The organism is Achromobacter sp. Root565, assembly GCF_001427425.1.
Lineage (GTDB): Bacteria > Pseudomonadota > Gammaproteobacteria > Burkholderiales > Burkholderiaceae_B > Achromobacter > Achromobacter spanius_D.
Genome location: NZ_LMGO01000001.1, coordinates 1866648 through 1885121, shown reverse-complemented (window position 1 = coordinate 1885121; position 18474 = coordinate 1866648). Strand labels below are relative to the sequence as shown.

Annotated in this window: 19 protein-coding genes; 4 read left to right on the top strand and 15 right to left on the bottom strand. The window is 66.1% G+C overall.

The annotated features are described in order from the left end of the window. Positions 1-136 precede the first annotated feature (136 nt). From ASD71_RS08430 to ASD71_RS08385, 10 genes are all read right to left on the bottom strand, one after another. On the bottom strand, positions 137-1045 hold the full coding sequence (locus ASD71_RS08430) for an NAD(P)-dependent oxidoreductase (RefSeq protein ID WP_056561961.1): 909 nt from the start codon (positions 1043-1045) through the stop codon (positions 137-139). Between the two features lie 18 nt (positions 1046-1063). Beyond that, positions 1064-2095, bottom strand: a complete 1032-nt coding sequence (locus ASD71_RS08425; protein ID WP_056561959.1) for a tripartite tricarboxylate transporter substrate binding protein — start codon at positions 2093-2095, stop codon at positions 1064-1066. A gap of 37 nt (positions 2096-2132) precedes the next feature. Next, complete coding sequence (locus tag ASD71_RS08420) at positions 2133-3608, bottom strand: aldehyde dehydrogenase (RefSeq protein WP_056561956.1); 1476 nt, start codon at positions 3606-3608, stop codon at positions 2133-2135. A 313-nt stretch (positions 3609-3921) separates the two neighbouring features. Further along, on the bottom strand, positions 3922-4581 hold the full coding sequence (locus ASD71_RS08415; RefSeq protein ID WP_056561953.1) for a GntR family transcriptional regulator: 660 nt from the start codon (positions 4579-4581) through the stop codon (positions 3922-3924). A 96-nt stretch (positions 4582-4677) separates the two neighbouring features. Then, positions 4678-5730 carry an NAD(P)-dependent oxidoreductase gene (locus tag ASD71_RS08410; protein WP_056561951.1) on the bottom strand — a complete coding sequence of 351 codons (1053 nt, stop codon included), beginning with the start codon at positions 5728-5730 and terminating at the stop codon, positions 4678-4680. A gap of 2 nt (positions 5731-5732) precedes the next feature. Continuing rightward, the gene (locus ASD71_RS08405; protein ID WP_056561950.1) at positions 5733-6404 is read right to left on the bottom strand and encodes an RraA family protein; all 672 of its coding nucleotides are present in this window, start codon (positions 6402-6404) and stop codon (positions 5733-5735) included. Between the two features lie 36 nt (positions 6405-6440). After that, on the bottom strand, positions 6441-7406 hold the full coding sequence (locus tag ASD71_RS08400; RefSeq protein ID WP_056561949.1) for a tripartite tricarboxylate transporter substrate binding protein: 966 nt from the start codon (positions 7404-7406) through the stop codon (positions 6441-6443). Positions 7407-7465: 59 nt separating this feature from the next. Continuing rightward, the gene (locus tag ASD71_RS08395; RefSeq protein ID WP_056561946.1) at positions 7466-8341 is read right to left on the bottom strand and encodes an NAD(P)-binding domain-containing protein; all 876 of its coding nucleotides are present in this window, start codon (positions 8339-8341) and stop codon (positions 7466-7468) included. Between the two features lie 109 nt (positions 8342-8450). Next, positions 8451-9131, bottom strand: coding sequence for an RraA family protein (locus ASD71_RS08390; protein ID WP_056561942.1), 681 nt, complete (start codon positions 9129-9131; stop codon positions 8451-8453). A gap of 40 nt (positions 9132-9171) precedes the next feature. Beyond that, complete coding sequence (locus ASD71_RS08385) at positions 9172-9831, bottom strand: RraA family protein (protein WP_056561941.1); 660 nt, start codon at positions 9829-9831, stop codon at positions 9172-9174. A 129-nt stretch (positions 9832-9960) separates the two neighbouring features. On the opposite strand from ASD71_RS08385, the gene ASD71_RS08380 reads away from it, so the two are divergent. Continuing rightward, complete coding sequence (locus ASD71_RS08380; RefSeq protein WP_056561938.1) at positions 9961-10881, top strand: LysR substrate-binding domain-containing protein; 921 nt, start codon at positions 9961-9963, stop codon at positions 10879-10881. 39 nt (positions 10882-10920) lie between these two features. Here the strand turns inward: ASD71_RS08380 and ASD71_RS08375 are convergent, their stop codons facing one another. The 4 genes from ASD71_RS08375 to ASD71_RS08360 form a co-directional block, all read right to left on the bottom strand. Beyond that, positions 10921-11877, bottom strand: a complete 957-nt coding sequence (locus ASD71_RS08375) for a tripartite tricarboxylate transporter substrate binding protein (protein WP_056561936.1) — start codon at positions 11875-11877, stop codon at positions 10921-10923. Between the two features lie 38 nt (positions 11878-11915). Continuing rightward, positions 11916-12884 (bottom strand): tripartite tricarboxylate transporter substrate binding protein, encoded by a 969-nt coding sequence (locus ASD71_RS08370; protein WP_056561934.1) that lies wholly within the window; start codon positions 12882-12884, stop codon positions 11916-11918. A 69-nt stretch (positions 12885-12953) separates the two neighbouring features. Further along, positions 12954-13649: an alpha/beta hydrolase gene (locus tag ASD71_RS08365; RefSeq protein WP_056561933.1), complete on the bottom strand. Its 696-nt coding sequence runs from the start codon at positions 13647-13649 to the stop codon at positions 12954-12956. A 115-nt stretch (positions 13650-13764) separates the two neighbouring features. Continuing rightward, the gene (locus tag ASD71_RS08360) at positions 13765-14697 is read right to left on the bottom strand and encodes a LysR substrate-binding domain-containing protein (RefSeq protein WP_056561931.1); all 933 of its coding nucleotides are present in this window, start codon (positions 14695-14697) and stop codon (positions 13765-13767) included. Positions 14698-14814: 117 nt separating this feature from the next. Here ASD71_RS08360 and ASD71_RS08355 point away from each other — a divergent pair, with 117 nt between their 5' ends. The 3 genes from ASD71_RS08355 to ASD71_RS08345 are packed head-to-tail and all read left to right on the top strand — an operon-like array spanning position 14815 to position 17480. After that, positions 14815-15351 carry a phosphonopyruvate decarboxylase gene (locus tag ASD71_RS08355; RefSeq protein ID WP_056561928.1) on the top strand — a complete coding sequence of 179 codons (537 nt, stop codon included), beginning with the start codon at positions 14815-14817 and terminating at the stop codon, positions 15349-15351. After that, on the top strand, positions 15351-15950 hold the full coding sequence (locus ASD71_RS08350) for a thiamine pyrophosphate-dependent enzyme (protein WP_056561924.1): 600 nt from the start codon (positions 15351-15353) through the stop codon (positions 15948-15950). Before ASD71_RS08355 ends, ASD71_RS08350 begins: the two co-directional genes overlap by 1 nt. A gap of 51 nt (positions 15951-16001) precedes the next feature. Beyond that, positions 16002-17480, top strand: a complete 1479-nt coding sequence (locus ASD71_RS08345; protein ID WP_056561921.1) for an aldehyde dehydrogenase — start codon at positions 16002-16004, stop codon at positions 17478-17480. A gap of 60 nt (positions 17481-17540) precedes the next feature. Here ASD71_RS08345 and ASD71_RS08340 read toward each other — a convergent pair whose 3' ends face one another. After that, positions 17541-18467: a LysR family transcriptional regulator gene (locus ASD71_RS08340; protein ID WP_369818948.1), complete on the bottom strand. Its 927-nt coding sequence runs from the start codon at positions 18465-18467 to the stop codon at positions 17541-17543. Positions 18468-18474 lie beyond the last annotated feature (7 nt).

The window sequence follows — 18474 nt, the reverse complement described above, 5'->3', positions numbered from 1 at the left end:
AAGGCTCCGGACCGCAATCGTAGCCCCGCGCGCCCCAGGCCGCCGCCRCGCCGGGCGTCAAMAGAACACCCCCCTAAGCCAGCCGCAACCCCGATTCCGATATCTCCGACCGCGCAATCGGACAGCATCCACCACTTCAAACCCGCTCAGGCAATTCAACCTTCACACGCCCATCGATCAACTGAATGACAGCAGGGTGATAGTTCAACGCAAACCCCGCATCCCGCGCCCGGCACATCATGTCGTGCGTATACGCCCCGATCCGCGGACTGAACCCGCCTTCCTTGGCCAAATCCAGCGCCAACGAGCAATCCTTGATGGCGTACGTCATCGGAAAGGTCTTCTCCGGAAAGTCGTCCTTGGCCAACGACTTCATCCCATGGTTTCTCAGCACAAAACTGTCAGCCGACCCCTGAGACAACAGCGACAGCAGCTTCTCCGCTTCCATCCCAGCCTGGCGGCCGATCGTGATCGCTTCGGACAGCGCATTGACCGTCATGAAGACCATGTAGTTGTTCAGGATCTTCACGATCTGCCCGCTGCCCACCTCCCCGCAATGCAGCACATCGCTGCCCATGCAATTCAGATAGGAAACGACCCGCGCAAAGTCCGACTCGGCGCCACCCACGCTGATGAACAGCTTCCCTTCCACAGCAGCCTGCTTGGTGCGGGCCACCGGCGCATCCAGAAACGCAATGCCTTCCGCCTTCAGCCGCTCCGCCAGCGCCCGGGTGCGCGACACATTGCTCGTGCTCATGTCCACGATCAGGGACGGCCGGCGCGGCGCCGCCAGGATTGCCTCGCACACCGATTCGACCTGATCAATGGACGGCAGCGACAGGAAAACGACGTCCGCCTTCTCCGCCACCCGCGCCACGCCGTCGGCAATCTCCGCGCCATGCGATTTCGACTCATCGGCAGCCGCCTGCACCGAGTCGTACGCCACCAACTTGCGACCGCTTTTCTTCAGCAGATTGGCGCACATCGGCCCGCCCATCACGCCAAGCCCGATGAACCCCAGAATCTCCGATCCGTTCTGTTCCATGCCATGTCTCCTTGTTGTTCAGGTGCGCGGCGCGGCATTCGCGCCCCGAGCCTTGATAGCTTTGATGACTTTCTCGTAGGTCTTGTATTCGTTGGCCTGAAAGGCTGCGAAGTCCTGCGGGCTGGACCCCACCGGGATGAACGACAGCGCCTCGAACTTTGCCTTGACCGCCGGGTTCTGCAACGCTTGCTGCGTCGCGGCATACACCTTGTCGATCACCGCCTGCGGCGTGCCCGCCGGCGCCCAAATGCCATACCAGCTCGGCATGTCGAATCCCGCGTAACCCGCCTCGGCCACCGTCGGAATGTCCGGAATCGCCGCCACGCGCTGGCTGCTCGTTACCGCCAGCGCACGCAGCTTGCCGTCCTTCACGTGCGGGTAGGCCGACGCCATCGGCTCGGTCATCGCCGTCACCTGGCCGCCCATCAGATCGACCAGCGCCGGACCGCCGCCGCGATACGGAATCACTTCCATCTTCACGCCCGCCTGCTCGTTGACCAGCTCGCACGCCAGATGGCCCGCCGCCCCGTACGCCGCGATGGCCCAGGTCAGTTCACCCGGCTTGGCCTTTGCGCCTGCCACCAGATCCTTGAGCGACTGGTACGGACTATCCTTGCGGACCAGTACAAGCTGCGGCTGGGCGCCGATCTCGGTGATTGGCGCGAAATCCCGGAGCGCGTCGTAGGTCACCGTATCGAGCAGCAGCGGATTGGCGACCTGCAGCGACGCGTTCAGCAGCAGCGTATAGCCGTCCGGATCCGCCTGTTTCACATAACGGGCGCCTAGCACGCTGCTGGCGCCCGGCTTGTTCTCGATGATCACGGGCTGGCCCAGCGCCTCCTGCAAAGCCTGGCCCAACGTGCGTGCCACCGTATCCACGGAACCCCCTGGCGGAAACGGCACCACCATGCGGATAGGCTGCGTCGGCCACGGGGCCGTCGCATGCGCCGCGTGCGACAGGGGCAGGGCGGCCGCGGCCACGAGCGCCGTCAAGGCGGCGCGCAGGACGCGGCGCCTCGCGGGCCGAGGCTCCAGTTTTCGTGCGTTCATGTCTCTTCCTTTGGCAGATTGGCCTGGCTCGAACGGCTCAGGTCCGAATGGCGAAGGGGTCTCGGACCGCTTCGGAAAAATCGATCATGACGTTGCGGGTGGTCAGGAACTCGCGCAGCCCGGCTTCGCCGCGCTCGCGGCCGATGCCCGATTGCTTGAAACCGCCAAAGGGCGCCTGGGCCGCGATGGCGCGGTAGGTGTTTACCCAGACCGAGCCCGCGCGCATGGCGCGCGACACCCGCATGGCGCGGTTCAGGTCCCGTGTCCAAAGGCCGGCCGCCAGGCCATAACGGGTGCCGTTAGCCATACAGATGGCGTCCTCCTCCGTATCGAAGGGAATGACAGCCAACACCGGCCCAAAGACTTCTTCCTGCGCCAGGTCGCTGTCATTGTCGACCCCCGAGAAAATGGTCGGCTCGATGAAGTAGCCATGCTCCAAGCCCGGACCTTCGGCCCGTTTGCCGCCGCAAGCCAGCTTGGCGCCGGCGCCTTGCGCGCGGTCGATGATGGCCAGGATGCGATCGAATTGCGGCCGGTTGGCAACGGTGCCCATCTCGGTCGACGTATCCAGCGGATTGCCCAGCCGGATCTTGCGCGCCCGGTCGATCAGCGGCGGCAGAACCCTGTCCATCACGCTGCGCTGCACCAGCAACCTTGACCCCGCCACGCAGGTCTGGCCCGTCGCGCCGAAGATGCCGGCCAGCGCACCCACGATCGCCTTGTCGAGGTCCGCGTCCTCGAAGATGATGTTGGGCGACTTGCCGCCCAGTTCCAGTTTCACGGGCGTCAGGCGCCGGCCCGCCATCGAGGCGATCTCGGCGCCCACCCCGGGGCTGCCGGTAAAGCTGACGAGTGCGACGCCGGGGTGCTCGACGAGCGCGCGGCCCGTGTCGGCGCCGCCCGTGACCACATTGAACACCCCGTCCGGAAAGCCGGCAGCCTGCACGAGGCTGGCGAACTCCAGCGTCGAGGCGGACGCGTGTTCGCTGGGCTTGACCACCACGCAATTGCCGGCGGCCAGCGCCGGCGCCAGCTTGTTGGCCAGCAGCGCCAGCGGCGAGTTCCAGGCCGTGATCAGGGCCGCGACTCCAAAGGGTTCCAGGCTCAGGTAGTCCAGCGTGTCCGGCTGGTCCAGCGGCACCTGCTGACCATAAAGCTTGTCGGCGTACCCGGCGTAGTAGCGCAGCTGGCGTCCGACCCAGACCATCTGCGGCCGGGTTTCGCGGATGATCTTGCCGTTGTCGGTGGATTCGATGCGCGCCATCCGGTCGGCGTTCTGTTCGATCAGTTCCGCCAGGCGCAGCATGCACTGGGCGCGCTTGATGCCGGGCGTATGGCGCCACGTCTGTTCAAAGGCGTGTTCCGCCGCCTTGACGGCGCGGTCGACGTCCTGCGCGCAGGCGTCGGGGATTTCAGCCCAGACGTCGCCCGTGTACGGGTTGTGGGTGGCGATCATGCGTCCCTGCGCGGGCGGGGTGCTCTGACCATTGATGAACAAGCCATAACGCTGCATGGACACGGTCTCCGATTGGCATGAGGGGATTCTTCTTGCGAAGCGGAGCCGGTAAGTCCGGCGGGTGCCGCTTCGTGCCATGCGCAAAGTCTGGGGCCGCGCGTTGCACGCGTCCAATACGGAATTGCGAATTCAGTGATAGCGAATCGTGGCGTGTGATGGCGCCGCCCCCGGGGTGGGCCGGGCGCGGGGGCGGATCTATCAGGCGGGAGGGATTATCCGGCGCAAGGTGTCTGACACCCTTTGCACATCTGCCCGATGCGACGCCCATCTCCCAAGGGTGTCAGACACCGGCCAGCGCTGATGCTCATGCCTACCCGCCCGTCTTCCCGTCCCGCCGATGCGACCGAAACAGAAGATGGGTCGTTGCCAGATGAAAGCGCACGGCGATCTCGGCGCATTCGGGATCGCGCGCGCGGATGGCGGCGATGATCTGGCGATGGTGGTCCACGCTGCGCAGCATGTCGTCGCGGCCGTAGAAGTAGAACGAGCCGATGATGATCGGCATGTCCAGCAGGTTCTCGACCAGGGACCGCACCCGCGCCGATTGCGCGGCTTCGAGCAGGGCGTGGTGGAACAGGTTGTTGTAGTGCTGGACTTGGGCGACGTGGTCGGGCGCGCCGGAGTTGACGGCGTCGAGCATGCAGTGGTTGATGCGTTCCAGTTCGTCGATCTGTTCGGGCGTGGCACGCTCGGCGGCGGTCTTGGCGGAATAGGGCTCGAGCAGCATGCGCAACTCGAAGGCTTCGTCGATGTCGCGATCCTGCCAGCCCAGCACGACCGCGCCGCGCCGACCTTCGCGGGTGACCAGGCCATCCGCGATCAAGCGTTCGATGGCGTTGCGCACGGGCGTGCGGCTGACGGAGAGCTGCGTGGCGATATGTTCCTCGCGCAGCGGCTCGCCGGGCAGGAACGATCCGGCCATCAGGCGACGGCGCAACTCTCCGTACACGTAATCACTGGCGCTCGACATGACGCGGCTTGCCCTTCTCGGATTTCGAAGCTGGGACTATAACAACGGCGCGCGGGGCCATGGATGCCAAGGCATCGGCCGCCGCGCCCGCGGGTTCTACACGTTTACGCCGTGCTCCGCCAGCCGCGCCAGAAAGCGCGGCCAGACCTCGGGATTGAGCAGCCGCGCCGGCTTGCGTCCGGCGAGCATGTCCATGATCTGCGTGGCCGAACCCTGCGCCACCTTGCGCCGGCCTTCGTGCGTGACGCCGCCCGTGTGAAAGGCGGCGGCCACGTCCGGACGCTGCAAGAGGCCGCTGCGCGGAGGCGGCGGTTCCACCTGCCACACGTCCAGGCCAGCACCCGCAATATGGCCCGATTCCAGCGCCGCAAGCAGGGCGTCTTCATCATGGATGCCGCCGCGCGCGGTGGAGACGAACAGCGCGCCGCGCTTCATCCGGCGCAAGGCGGCGGCATTGACCATCCCCCGCGTGACGGTGTTCAGCGGACAGTGCAGGCTGACAATGTCCGCCTGTTCCAACAGCGCGTCGAACGTGACCGGCGCCGCCCCGCGTTCGGCGATCTGCGCGTCCGTCAGCAGCGGGTCATACGCAATGACCTGCAAGCCGAAGCCCGTCGCAATCCGCGCCACCCTGCGTCCGATCTCGCCGATGCCCACGATGCCGATGACGCGGCCCTCGATCTCGTGGCCCATCAGGGCCTCGCGGCTGACGGCGGTGCCGGCGCGCAGCGCGGCTTCCGATTCGCCCAGCCGTTTGACCAGCGACAGCAGCAGGGCAAATGTCATTTCGGCGACCGATGCGGCATTGGCGCCGGCCTGGTTGACGACGGCCACGCCCGCGCGGGTGCAGGCGGCCACGTCCACCGTGTCGTAGCCTGCGCCGCCCGAAGACACGCACAGCAACTGCGGGCAATGGGCCAGCAGGTCCGCCGACACCTGCCAGCGGGCCGGAACCTCGTCCTTCGCCGCGCTGACGTGGTACGCGTGCGCGCCGGCCAGGCCGGCGGCTGTCACGGCATCGCCGCCGGCCGGCAGCACGCGCAGGTCCAGCGTATCGTCCCGTGCAATGGTCTCGTCGAACACCGGATCGATCCACAGATCCAGACGCGCGACGCGCAACTGGGGCCTGCTGACTGCCGCATCGCTCATGGTCAGACTCCCGTGCAGCCCAATGCGCGCAGACGGGCATCGACCCACGACGTATCCAGCGTGCCGGCGGCAATGTCCGCCAGCATCTTGGTTTCCACGTCGTGCTTGGCCGCTGCGGCCTCAAAAATGGCCTGCGCCTGATCGAACGGCACTGCAAGCAGCCCGTCGTCGTCGCCCAGGATCAGATCGCCCGGGGCGATAGTCATGCCGTCCAGCGCGACCACGCAGTTGATCTCGCCGGGGCCGTCCTTGTACGGGCCGCGGTGCGTGACGCCGGCCGCATAGACGGGAAACGCGCTGCGGCGAATGGTGCCGCAGTCGCGGATGGCGCCGTTGATGATGATGCCCGCGATGCCGCGCGACTCGGCGTAGGTCGTCATGATCTCGCCGATGATCGCGTTGGTCAGGTCGCCGCCGGCATCGACCACGATGACGTCGCCCGGCTGCGCCAGGCTCAGCGCCTTGTGCACCAGCAGGTTGTCGCCGGGACGCGTGCGCACGGTCAGCGCGGGGCCGGCCAGCGGCGTGCCGTCGTGCATGGGCCGCAGGCGCGCGCCGCCGGCCGTCATGCGCGACATGCAGTCGCTGACGTTGGCGACCGGCACCTGGCGGAATTTATCGACCAGTTCCTTGCTGACCGCGCGCTGGCGGGCGTGGATTTCAAAACCTGTCATCACTGCTCCTGATAGCTGTATAGGGTTGAGTCGGGCTCACTGCTTGGGGATGCCGGCTTCCTGCACGACCTTGCCGAAGGCGTCGTGGTCCGCGCGATGGCGGCGTGCCAGATCGTCGGGCGAGCCCTTGAGGACGCTGTAGCCGGCGTCTTCAAGCTTCTTGATCAATTCGGGATTCGACTGCACCTTCTGCAGCGCGCTGTTCAGCGCGGCGACCACGTCGTCCGGCGTCTTGCCCGGCGCCATCAGGCCCCACCAGATCGACTGGTTGATGGTCGGAAAACCGCTTTCCGGAAAGGTCGGCACGTCGGGCAGGGCGGGCGAACGCTCGCTCGCGACGACGCCCAGCGCGCGCACCTTGCCGCCGCGGATCTGCGGAAGCAGCGACGCGACGGAGCCAACATAAATGTCGATGCGGCCGCTGGCCAGATCGGGGAAGGCCTGGCTCCAGCCGCGGTACGGCACATGCATCAGTTCCATGTTTGCCGCCTTGCGCCACAAGTAGCCGGTCAGATCGCCCGTGCCGCCGATGCCGGGAATGCCGAGCGAAACCTGGTTAGGACGCGCCTGCGCGGCCTTGACGACGTCTCCGATGGTCTTGAACGGCGAATCGGGCACCACGACGAAGACGCTGGGCGAAGACGCCACGGGGCCGACCGGCTTGAAGTCCTTGAAGGTGTCGTAGCTGAGCTTGCTGTAGAGCCAGGGGTTCAGCACGACGTTGTCGGTTTGCGCCATGACCAGCGTGTGGCCGTCGGGTTGGGCGCGCGCCGTGGCGTCCAGCGCGAGGTTGCCGCCAGCGCCGGGCTTGTTTTCCACCACGATGTTCCAGCCGGCGTCCTGGCTGATGGCGCTGCCGATCATCCGCGTCAGCGTGTCGGTGCCGCCGCCGGGCGGGAACGGCGAAATCAGCGTGATCGGCGCCTTGCCCAGGTCGGCGGCGTGGGCAGTGGCGCAGCCCAGCACGAGCGTGGCGGCCAGCAGTTGCTTGAACAGTTTCATTGTCTTCCTCGCAAAGTGTTATGCAGATTCAGTCCGCGCTCTGTGGCGCGGTGGGGATGTCAGGATTGGCGGGCCAGCGTGGTCAGCCAGGCAAGGCGCGCCTCGACCGTGTCGGGCGCCGGGGCTTCGCCCTTGGTGCGCGCGGCCTCGATGCCGCGGGTGGACCGGGCAAAGAGCTGTTCGACGCCATCAAGGACCAGCGGCTCCAGGCCAGCTTCATGGATCTGGTCGCGCGCTTCGCGGACCTCGGCCAGCCGGCGCGGCGCATGCAGCACGTGCGAGCGCACGAACGAGTCCATGAATGCCGTCAGCGGCGTGCGGTCGATGTCGGCCAGCACTTCGTAAAGCGACTCGCGCAGACCCATGCGCTCGGCCGCCACCAGGCATTCGACGGCCAGGCTTTCCATGCCCTTGGTCATCACGCTGCGCAAGAGCTTCAGGCGCACGGCGTCGCCCGGCTTGCCTTCGATGATGCGGACCGGCGCGCCGGCGCTTTCGCCCAGCTCGGTCACCACCGCCGCGCCGTCGCCGGCGCACAGCAGCGGGGTTTTTTCCGCCAGCAGGGCGATGGCGCCCATGATGGCCACGTCCATGAAGGGAATGGCGCGTGCGGCAGCGGCAGCCGCCGCTTTCTGCATGTCGGGGGCGCTGGCGGTGGTGAAGTCCGCGTAAACCGCGTCGGCGCGCATGTAGGGAAGCGTCTGGGTGGCAACGTCGGCCGCGTTATAGCCGTAGACGGCGGAGACAACGACGTCCGCTTCCGCGAGCCAGGCGCCCGGTTCGGCATGCAAGACTGCCCCTGCGGCCGTTGCGCGGTCCGCCATGTCGGCGTCCGAACGCAGGTCGCAGATGCCCACGATGCGATGTCCGGCGGCCGTCCAGGCGCGGGCATAGCAATGTCCGACTTCGCCACATCCAATCAGTGCAATTTTCATCTTAAAAACACATTAAAAAAACAATGTGTCTTTATAGATCGGTAATTTCGGCAGTGAAAGGGGGCGTTTACCCTAAGTTTCGCCCTGATTAAGTACACTAAAAAAACAATTAAGACTTGCGTTGCAGCAGGTGATAGCCCAGTGCGGCGCGGGCTTCGCGGATGGTCGCGCCCTGATTGATCCGCTCGCGGATCGCGGCTTCCACGGATTCGATCTTGCGCGCGGTCTCGGCCACTTCACGGGCGCGCTCGCGCGGCACGATCACCACGCCGTTGGCGTCGGCCACCACGATGTCGCGCGCGGCCACGCGTACGGTGCCTACCGCAACGGTGGTGTTCACCGACTCCACCTCGACCCGGTCCTTGCCGGTGCGCATGAAGCGGCCGGCGCTGAAGACCGGATAGCCGTCGCTCAGCGCCTTGCCCACGTCGCGGCACACGCCGTCAATCACGGTGCCGGCGAGGCCGCGCAGGCCGGCGTATTGCGTCATGATGTCGCCCCACACCGTGCAGTCGGTTCGGCCATCGTTGTCGATCACCACGATGTCGCCTTCGGCCACGTCATCGATGAAATCGCCGACGGTGCCAGCGGGCGTCGCGGCGGGAACGTACTTGACCGTGAAGGCGGGGCCGACAACCGGGCGGGCATAGTCGTCCAGCGGCATGATGCCGAGCGCCTGGCCGTGCAGACCCAGTTTGTCCATGGCGTCCGACACGCCCGGCGTATCCAGTCCTTCAAAAAGGGCGACCAGCTCCTGGTCGATTGCTGCAGCTTTCTTGGGGTTCGTCATCGTCGTTCCTTTGGTGAGTGGGCAGTGAGGGTGCGTCGGATCAGTTCGCGTGGATGGCGTCGAATTCCTTGTCGTGCATGACCTCGGCGACCGAGCGGCCCGCGCGCACGGCGGCGACCATCCCATCCTGCCGCTTCGCGATACGCTCGCCCAGGTCCAGTACCGCTTCGATGCGGGCCGCGGGCACGAACACCGCGCCGCAGCGGTCCGCGATGACGTAATCGTCTTCATGCACCGTGACGCCGGCCATCTGCACGGGCTTGCCGGCGTCGATCTGGATCACCCGGTTGCGAGCGCTGATCATGGTCACGCCGCGTCCATAGACGGGATAGCCGATCGATTCGCTGCCTTCAATGTCGCGGCTCAGACCGTCGATGACCGAACCGCGCACGTGCTTGGCGCGCGCCGCATTGGCCAGGATGTCGCCCCAGCAGGAAATGCCCTCGGCGCCGCCGGCGATCACCAGCACGCGGTCGCCGGTCTGCACGGCGTCGATGACGGGCGAGATCAGATGCACGGCCGGCTTGGCGTCCGTTTTGGGACCCAGTTGGATGGTGCTGGCGCGGCCCACGATCTTCGGACAGTCCCACAGCGGCCGCAGGCCGTAGGTGGCGCCGGGCAGTCCCAGAAAATCCAGGGCGTCCGAGACGGTATTGGTATCCAGCGAGGCAAGGCGGTCGAGCGTGGATGCTTGGGACATGGGGAAACCTCCTGAGTGAAGGCTTCATTATCAGAACCGGGTCTTGATAGATAAAATCGTTTTCAAGTATCTCTGTGATACGGTTTCAGGATCAGCGCGGCATCGCGCGACCGGCAACGAGGGCATGGCATGAGCACAATCGACTTCAGGCTGATACGGCAGCTCTGGATGTTTCTGGCGGTGGCCGAGGAACGGCATTTCGGACGGGCGGCGGCGCGCCTGGGCATGTCGCAACCCCCGCTGACCGAGCAGATCAAGGTGCTGGAACAGTCGCTGAAACTCCAGCTTTTCGAACGCTCGCGCCGGGGCACTCAGCTTTCGGCGGCGGGCGCGGCGATCCTGCCCGCGGTGCGCCAGTTCGCCGGTCAGGTCGAACACCTGGAGCGCGTCGTACGCGAGGTCGCGACGGGCCAGTCGGGCGTGCTGCATGTGGGCGCGATCACCTCGGCAATGCTGGACACCGTTCCGCCGCTGCTCAATGAGCTGAAGCGGGCGCACCCGAGCCTGACGGTCTTCGTGCGGGAAATCGACAGTGTCGAAGCAGTGCCGGCGCTGCTGTCGGGGGAACTGGACATGGCATTCGTGCGCATCGACGGCGATGTCGGCGACGACATCTCGACGCTGTCGTTGACCGAGGACCGGCTGGCGGTGGCGTTGCCCAAGGACCATAAGCTGGCGGCGCTGCCCCGCGTGCGCCTTCAGTCGTTGGCGGCGGAGCAGCTTGTGATGTCGTCCCGGCAGGTCAGCCCCGTGTATTTCGACATGCTCACCGCGATCTGCCGCTCTCACGGCTTCACGCCCCGCGTGCTGCACGAGGTGCGGTCGGTGGCCTCGCAGGTCGCCTATGTGGGATGCGGCCAGGGCGTGGCGCTGGTGCCGGCGTCGATGAAGAAGCTGGCGCCCGCCAACGTCGTCATCCGGCCATTGAAGGAAAAGGTCATGGTGGTCACTGCCGCGCTGGCGTGGAATGCCGCGCGCTTTCACCCGCTGGTCGAGGTGGCCGTGCAATGGCTTGAAAAGACGTATCGAAAGCGGCGTCCGGAAGAGTGATGCCAGGCAGCGCGGCAAGCGCGGCCTGGCATCAGACGCCTACTTTTTCGCGGCGGCCTCCTGCTGGAATGCGCGTGTCTGCCGGGCCAGGCTGGCCCTCCATTCCTCGCCCGGCTGAAAGGCCAGCACGGCTGCGTCGCGCCCGGATGCGGCCAGGAAGGCAGGGTCTTTGAGCGTGTCCTGAAGCGCCTGTTCCAGCTTGTCGCGGATGGCGTCCGGCAAGGTCGCCGGGCCGCCCATGCCGCGCTCGGACGAATAGCGCAGCGTCACCCCGGATTCCGCCGCGGTGGGGATGGCGTTGTGGCGCTTGTCGCTGGCGATGGCGATAGCCTCGAAGGGGCCTTTCGGGTCGGCCAGTTCCGGCACCTCGCTCACGGTGATCAAGCCGTAGTCGATGTGATCGCCCAGAATCCCCAGACGGATGTCGCCGCCGCCCTTGAACGGCACGCTGGTGCCGCGCACGTTCTGGCTGCGCTCCATGTCCATCAGAGCCAGATGTCCGGTCGTGCCGTCGCCGCTGTGGCCGAACGACAGGGATTCGGGCGACTGCTTCAGCTTTGCCACGAGCGCCGGCAGGTCATCCGGCGCGCTGGATCCGCGTCGCTTGATGAAGAGCAGCGGGTCGTCGACCAGCCGGGCGATGAGCCGGATGTCTTCGGGCTTGTACTTCGCGCCCTTGCTGACGGGCAGGTACACGAAGCCGGGCGCGTTGATCATGCCCAGCGTGTAACCGTCCGGCCTGGCGGCGGCAACGTAGCGCACCGCGATTTCTCCGCCCGCGCCCGGCTTGTTGATGACGATGATCCGGGCCTTGCCGCCCAGGCGCTTTTCCATATGCTGGGCCACCAGCCGCGCCATGACGTCCGTCCCGCCGCCAGGCGCGAATCCCACCACCAGTTCGATCGGACGATCGTCGGGCCACGCGGCATGCGCCACGCTGGCCGCCAGGGCCAGCGCCCCGGCCACGAGAATCCGCTGAAATGCATTTGCCTTCATGCCTGTCTCCTTGAATGGCTGTCGTGCGCCCGTGCGCGTCAATTGACCTGGATGCCTGCGGATTGGATGAGCTGGCGGTAGCGGTCCAGTTCCTCTGCCCAGAAAGCCGTGAACGCCGCTGGCGTGCTTTGCCGCAATTCAGCCCCCATGGCGATGAGCCGTTGCGAATAGGCGGGGTCGGACATGACGCCATTCAGCGCGTGGCTCAGTTTGTCAACGACGGGCGCGGGTGTGCCGGCCGGCGCCGCCAGGCCGAACCACGTGGTCAGTTGCATGCCCGCCATGCCCAGTTCCTCGAACGTCGGCACGTCGGGAATGGCCTTGAGCCGGGCGTCTGAGGCAACCGCCAACGCGCGTACGCGCTGGCTTTGGATGTGCCCGATCGCGCCGTTGTCGAACATGTAGTCCAGCCGTCCTCCCATCAGGTCGGTCAAGGCAGGGTTGTTGCCCTTGTACGGCACATGCGTGACTTCGATCTTGTTGATCGCGCGAAAGAGTTCGCCGGACAGATGCCCCGAGTTGCCAGTGCCGCCGGACCCATAGGTCAGTTTGCCGGGTTGCTTGCGCGCTGCCGCCACGATGTCGGCCGGACGTTTGAACGGCGAGTTTTCGGGGACGATGAGCACGCTGGGCACCAGCGCGACTTCACCGATCGGCGTGAAGTCCTTGATCGGGTCGAAATGCACCTTGGCATACAGATTGGGCGCCGAGACGTTGGCCGAACTGCTGGCCAGCTGCAGGGTGTAGCCGTCCGGCGCGGACCGGACGAACTGGGTGGTTGCGATGGTGCCGGAAGCGCCCGCCACGTTTTCGACCACGACCGTCGCATTCAGGCGCTTGCCCAAGGCATCGCCCAGCGATCGACCGATGGTGTCCGCCGAGCCGCCCGCGGGCCACGGCACGATAAGGCGTATCGGCTTGTCCGGATACGGCGCGGCCGCCATGACGGCCGCGCTGAACGCGGATGCCAGGGCGCCGCACGCCCAACGCTTGATGGGAAAGCGCATGTTTGTCTCCTTGTTGATCCCTCCCTCTTGCTCAATGGCGTGTTGGGGAGGTGTGAAAAGGCGCCGCGATCAATCTGTACGAGCCTTGGCGGCCTCCTTGGGAAGATGCGCGAGGACGAGGGACAGCAACAGGTCCTGCGAATGGCTGAAAAAGTGATCCGCGCCGGGGATGACGATGATGGGGTGGGAAGTGGGGCGGGCCCATGCCAGCAGGGGCGGCAGGGGCGCCTGCGTGTCCGATTCGCCATGGATCAGCACCACGCTGGCGGGCAAAGGCGGCGTGTCGTAAACCCGGTCGCCCTCGACGGCGCCAACCGGCAGCCCGGCCAGGATGGCGGCGGCTGGCGCGGCGTCCTGGTCCGTCAGCGCGCGAATCGCGTGAGCCAGGGCGTAAGCGCCGAAGGAAAAGCCAATGAGCGCCAGTGGCGTATCGGGGGACTCGGCACGCACGGCATGCACGACGGCAAGAATGTCTTCGGATTCGCCCAAGCCGTGGTCGTACACGCCGGTGCTGGCGCCCACCCCCCGAAAGCTGGGCCGTATCGCAAGCCATCCTGCATCCCGCACGCCGTGCGCCAGTCTGTGCGGAATCTTGTGGCGCGGCGTGCCGCCCAACAGCGGTTGCGGATGCGTAATGATGGCCACCCCAACGCGCGGCGTGGCGGGGCGGTCAATCAGCAATTCCAGCGGACCGGCCGGACCGGCGATGAGCCGTGTTTCCGTCCTTGCGCTGGCGGGGAATTCGGTATCAATCAGGTGGGACATGTCGGCCAGATAGCGCTGTCAGTTGTCCCAGCTTAATCCGTTATGAAAATGGCGAATAAATAGAATTTCGTGATGGAATTCATCACGGCGGGAGATGGCGCGGCCGGTGCGCGGACTACTTGGCCAACCAGCGGGCTGACGGCCAGCGTGCATTGCGGACCGCATCGCGGGCGCATTGGATCAATTCGTTCATGACGCAATGCACGGAGTTGGCGATCGGGCGAGTCGCGGGTTGCGCCAGCACGATGCGCCGCACCAGCAGCGGATCCACAACCGGGGCAGCGGCCAGGATCGCGCGATCCACGTCGTCGGCCACGGCGATCGAGGGAAGGATGGTGTAGCCGTGGCCGTCCAGCACCAGGCGCTTCTGCACGCTCATCGCATTGGTCTCGGCCACGATGTGCAGCTCGGTCTCTTGCGTGCGCGCGGCCTGCTCGACGAGCGAGCGCAGGCCATGCGGCGCGCCCGGCAGCACGAGCGGCCGGCCGATGATGTCGGCCATGCGGACCGGCGTGCGGGTGTCGAGCCCGCTGTCCGGCGGGCCCACGAACCACAGGCTTTCTTCCAGCATGGTGCGGAACTTCAGCGCGGGATTCGGCTTGGACTCATACAGCAGCGCGATGTCCACGTCCCCGGTTTCGAGCCAGGATTGCAGATGCCCGGCATACCCCGCCGTCAGCCGCAACCGGATGCCGGGATAGTGGGCCGCCACGGCGGACAGCAGCGCGCTGGACAGCATGTCGGCGGTGCTGGGCAGCAGGCCCACCGTGACGATGCCGCCCACCGTGCCGCTGGACGGCCGGATCTCGGCGCGGGCGCGGTCCAGTTCGTTCAGGGCTCGGCGGGCGTAATCCTCGAGCGTCTTGCCGGCGTCGGTCAGTTCCATCCCGAGGCGGCCGCGCGTGAAGAGCGGCGTGCCGATATCGTCCTCCAGCAGCTTCAATTGCCGTGAGACCGCCGGCTGCACGATGTTCAGCAGGCGAGCCGCGCTGGTCACGCTGCCCGTCTCGGCCACGGTCACGAACGCCTTCAGTTGCTTCAAGTCCATCTGCGGGCTCCCGGGGTATGCGCAAGGGTGATGAATTCCATCAAGAAATTCTATTTAGTTGGCGATTCTATAGCGATATAAGATGCCTCGCAGCACTCAGCCACCGGGAAATCGACCATGACTACACCCACCACCGAGGCGCCTGCCTGGCAGCAAGCCGCGTTCGACGCGCTCAAAGCCGGCGGCATCCGCCAGATCGCCTACGTGCCGGACGCCGGCCATTCTTATGCCATCCGGCAAGCGCAACTTGATCCCGACATCACCGATGTGGTCCTGACCACCGAAGAAGAGGGCGTCGCCGTCGTCAGCGGCGCGTGGCTGGGCGGCCAGCGCGCCGCCTTGCTGATGCAAAGCAGCGGCGTGGGCAATTGCGTGAACATGTTCTCGCTGCTGCGCAGCTGCAATTTTCCCTTTCTCACGCTGGTGACGATGCGGGGCGAGTACGCGGAATTCAATCCGTGGCAGGGGCCAATGGGCAAGACCACCCAGCAGGCGCTCGAACTGATGGGCATCACCGTGCTGCGGGCGTCGAACCCCGGCGAGGTCGGAGAGATCGTCAGTGCCGCTGCCGACTCCGCATTTCTGGCCGGCGAGCAGGTTGCCGTCCTGCTGTCGCAAACTTTGATTGGACGTAAGAAGTGGGAGCGCAACTGATGTCGACCACCTTGAATGCTTCGGGCGCCGTGGACCGCCGCGCCTTCGTGTCGCAACTGATCGCGGCTTCGCCCGACGCGCTGATCGTGTCGGGCCTGGGCTCGCCGTCCTATGACGTTTTCGCCGCGGGCGACCGGGACCAGAATTTCTATCTATGGGGCGCCATGGGCGGCGCCGTGGCGTTGGGCCTGGGCCTGGCCCTTGCGCAGCCGGAGCGGCCGGTCCTTGTCATCACGGGTGACGGCGAACAGTTGATGGGTGTGGGCACGCTGGGAACCGTCGGCGCCAAGCAGCCCAAAAACCTGACCATCGTCGTGCTGGACAACGGCCATTTCGGCGAGACCGGCATGCAGCGCAGCCATACCAGCCTGGGAACGGACCTGGTGGCCGTGGCGCAGGGGTTCGGCATCAAGGACGCGTTTGCCGTCAGGGAAACGGACAGGGCGGGCGAGGTCGCCGAGCGCGTGATGGCGCGGCGTGGCGTCGCCTTTGCCCAGGTGTTCATCAATCCGGACGAACCGCCGCGCGCGCTGCCGCCGCGCGACGGTGTGTACGTCAAGAACCGATTCCGGGCCGCCCTGGGATTTTCGACGTTCTGAGCAGAGGCAGCCCCTTGCGCTGCCACGCTGCATTCAGTCCAGGAGGCTGTGATGAAGACTTACTCAATGCGGATTGCGGGTGCGCCGGCCCCTGCCATCTCGGGCGAATGGTTCGAGACGCAGAACCCCTACACCGGCGAGGCCTGGGCGCGGGTTGCGCGCGGGGCCGCGGAAGACGTCGATGTGGCGGTGCAGGCCGCCCATTTCGCTTTTTCGGAGGGGCCGTGGGCAGAACTGACCGCCACCGAGCGCGGCAGGTTGCTGTATCGGCTGGCCGATCTCATCGAACGCGATGCGCGCAAGCTCGCGGAGACGGAAGTCCGGGACAACGGCAAGCTGTTCGCCGAGATGCTGGGACAGCTGACGTACCTGCCGCAATGGTTCCGCTATTACGGCGGGCTGGCAGACAAGATCCACGGGTCGACGCTGCCCTTGGACAAGAAAGGGTATTTCACCTACACGCGACTTGAACCGCTGGGTGTGGTGGCGGCGATCACGCCGTGGAATTCGCCCTTGCTGCTGCTGGGCTGGAAGATCGCGCCGGCGCTGGCGGCGGGCTGCACGGTGGTCGTGAAACCGTCGGAGTTCACCTCCGCATCGACGCTGGAGTTCGCGGAACTGTTCGACGAGGCTGGCTTTCCACCCGGCGTGATGAACGTGGTGACGGGCTACGGGCACGAGGTGGGGGCCGCGCTGGTCCAGCATCCGCTTGTGCAGAAGGTCACCTTTACCGGGTCGGACCAGACCGGCCGCCTGATCAACGAGCAGGCCGCGCGGCTGCTCAAACACACCTCGCTGGAATTGGGCGGCAAGTCGCCCAACATCGTGTTCGAGGACGCGGACCTGGAACAGGCCGTGTTCGGCGCAATTTCGGGCATCTTCGCGGCAAGCGGGCAGACCTGCATTGCCGGCTCGCGCCTGTTGCTTCAGGACAGCATCTACGATCGCTTTGTCGAAAAGCTGCTGGCGCTGGCGGGCGCCGCTCGCATGGGGGATCCGATGGATCCGGCCACGCAGGTCGGGCCGGTCACGACGCCGCCCCAATACCAGAAGGTGCTGGATTACATAGGCATCGCGCGGGACGAGGGGGCAACCCTGCTGCTGGGCGGCAAGGCCGCGCAACGGCCGGAATGCGGCAAGGGGTGGTTCGTGGAACCGACCATCTTCGGCGACGTGCGCAACGACATGCGCATCGCCCAGGAAGAAGTGTTCGGACCGGTGCTGTCCATCATCCGCTTCAAGGACGAAGCCGAGGCGCTGCGGATCGCCAATGACGTCCGTTTCGGTCTGGCCGCCGCCGTGTGGACGCAGGACATCGCCCGTGCGATCCGGATGTCGGAGCGGTTGAAGGCCGGTACGGTATGGGTGAATACCTACCGTGCGGTCAGCTTCATGGCGCCCTTTGGCGGCTACAAGGATTCGGGGTTGGGGCGCGAGAACGGCATGGACGCCGTCAAGGAGTTTCTGCAGGTCAAGAGCGTCTGGCTCAACAGCGGGGCGACCGCCAGCAATCCGTTCGTGCTGCGTTGAGCCGGCATGGGCGGCCACGGGCCGCGCCTCGCTTGCGCTGTTTCCCGACCCTGCCGCCTGCTACGTACCAGCCACGCGCGTCGCTTGCGCATCCGATTGGAAGATCTTGCCGAAATCGCACTGTTCCTGTGCCAGCGCCGCGATGGCGGAAATCAGGCTGCTGGGGCGGTCGCCGCGAAAGACCGCCGCATAGGCCGCAGGCGGCAAGGCGGGCGTCACCGTCAGGATCTCGAGCGCGCCCGACTCAACCATGGGCGCCAGAAAGGTCTTGGGCAGGTAGCTGATGCCCATGCCTGAGATCGCCAGACCGATCAACGCCACCAGACTGTTGCTCAGCACGGTCTGCTCGGGCTGCACCCCCACCGAGCGAAACCAGCGGTTGTAGAGCTGGCCGGTGCCGGAGCGTTCGTCCTGCGTCAGCAGCCGGTGCTTGACGAGATCATCCACCTTGAGCCGCCGCCGAGGCGCCAGCCCCGGCTTGCACATCCACGAATTGACGACCTGACCGACCCGCCGCGAGACGAGGCGCTGGTCGTCGAACACGTCCGGCACGATCATCAGGTCCACCTCGTCGGCCAGCAGCTTGTCGCGCAGGATGGCGCTGGTATCGACATGGGGCTCGATGATGACCCGGGGGTAGCGCGCCTGGATGGCGCTTACCAGTCTTGGCAACCAGGTCATGGCCGTCAGTTCCGTGATGCCGATGCGCACATGGCGCTCCATGACGTCCGGCCGTTGGAACTGCTCGATGGCTGCATCGCGCTGTTCCAGCAGCCGTTTGGCCAGCAGGAACATCTCTTCGCCTTTCTCCGTCAGCCGGGCCGTGCGCAACGTGCGGTCGAAAAGCGGCGTGTCGAAGAGCGCCTCCAGTTCCTGCACGCGCTTGGATACCGCGGACTGCGTGGTGTGCAGCCGGTTGGCCGCCGGTGCAAACCCGCCGAGCTGAACGACCCAATACACGGCTTCGAGCTGCTTGAACGTGATCAACGGCGCC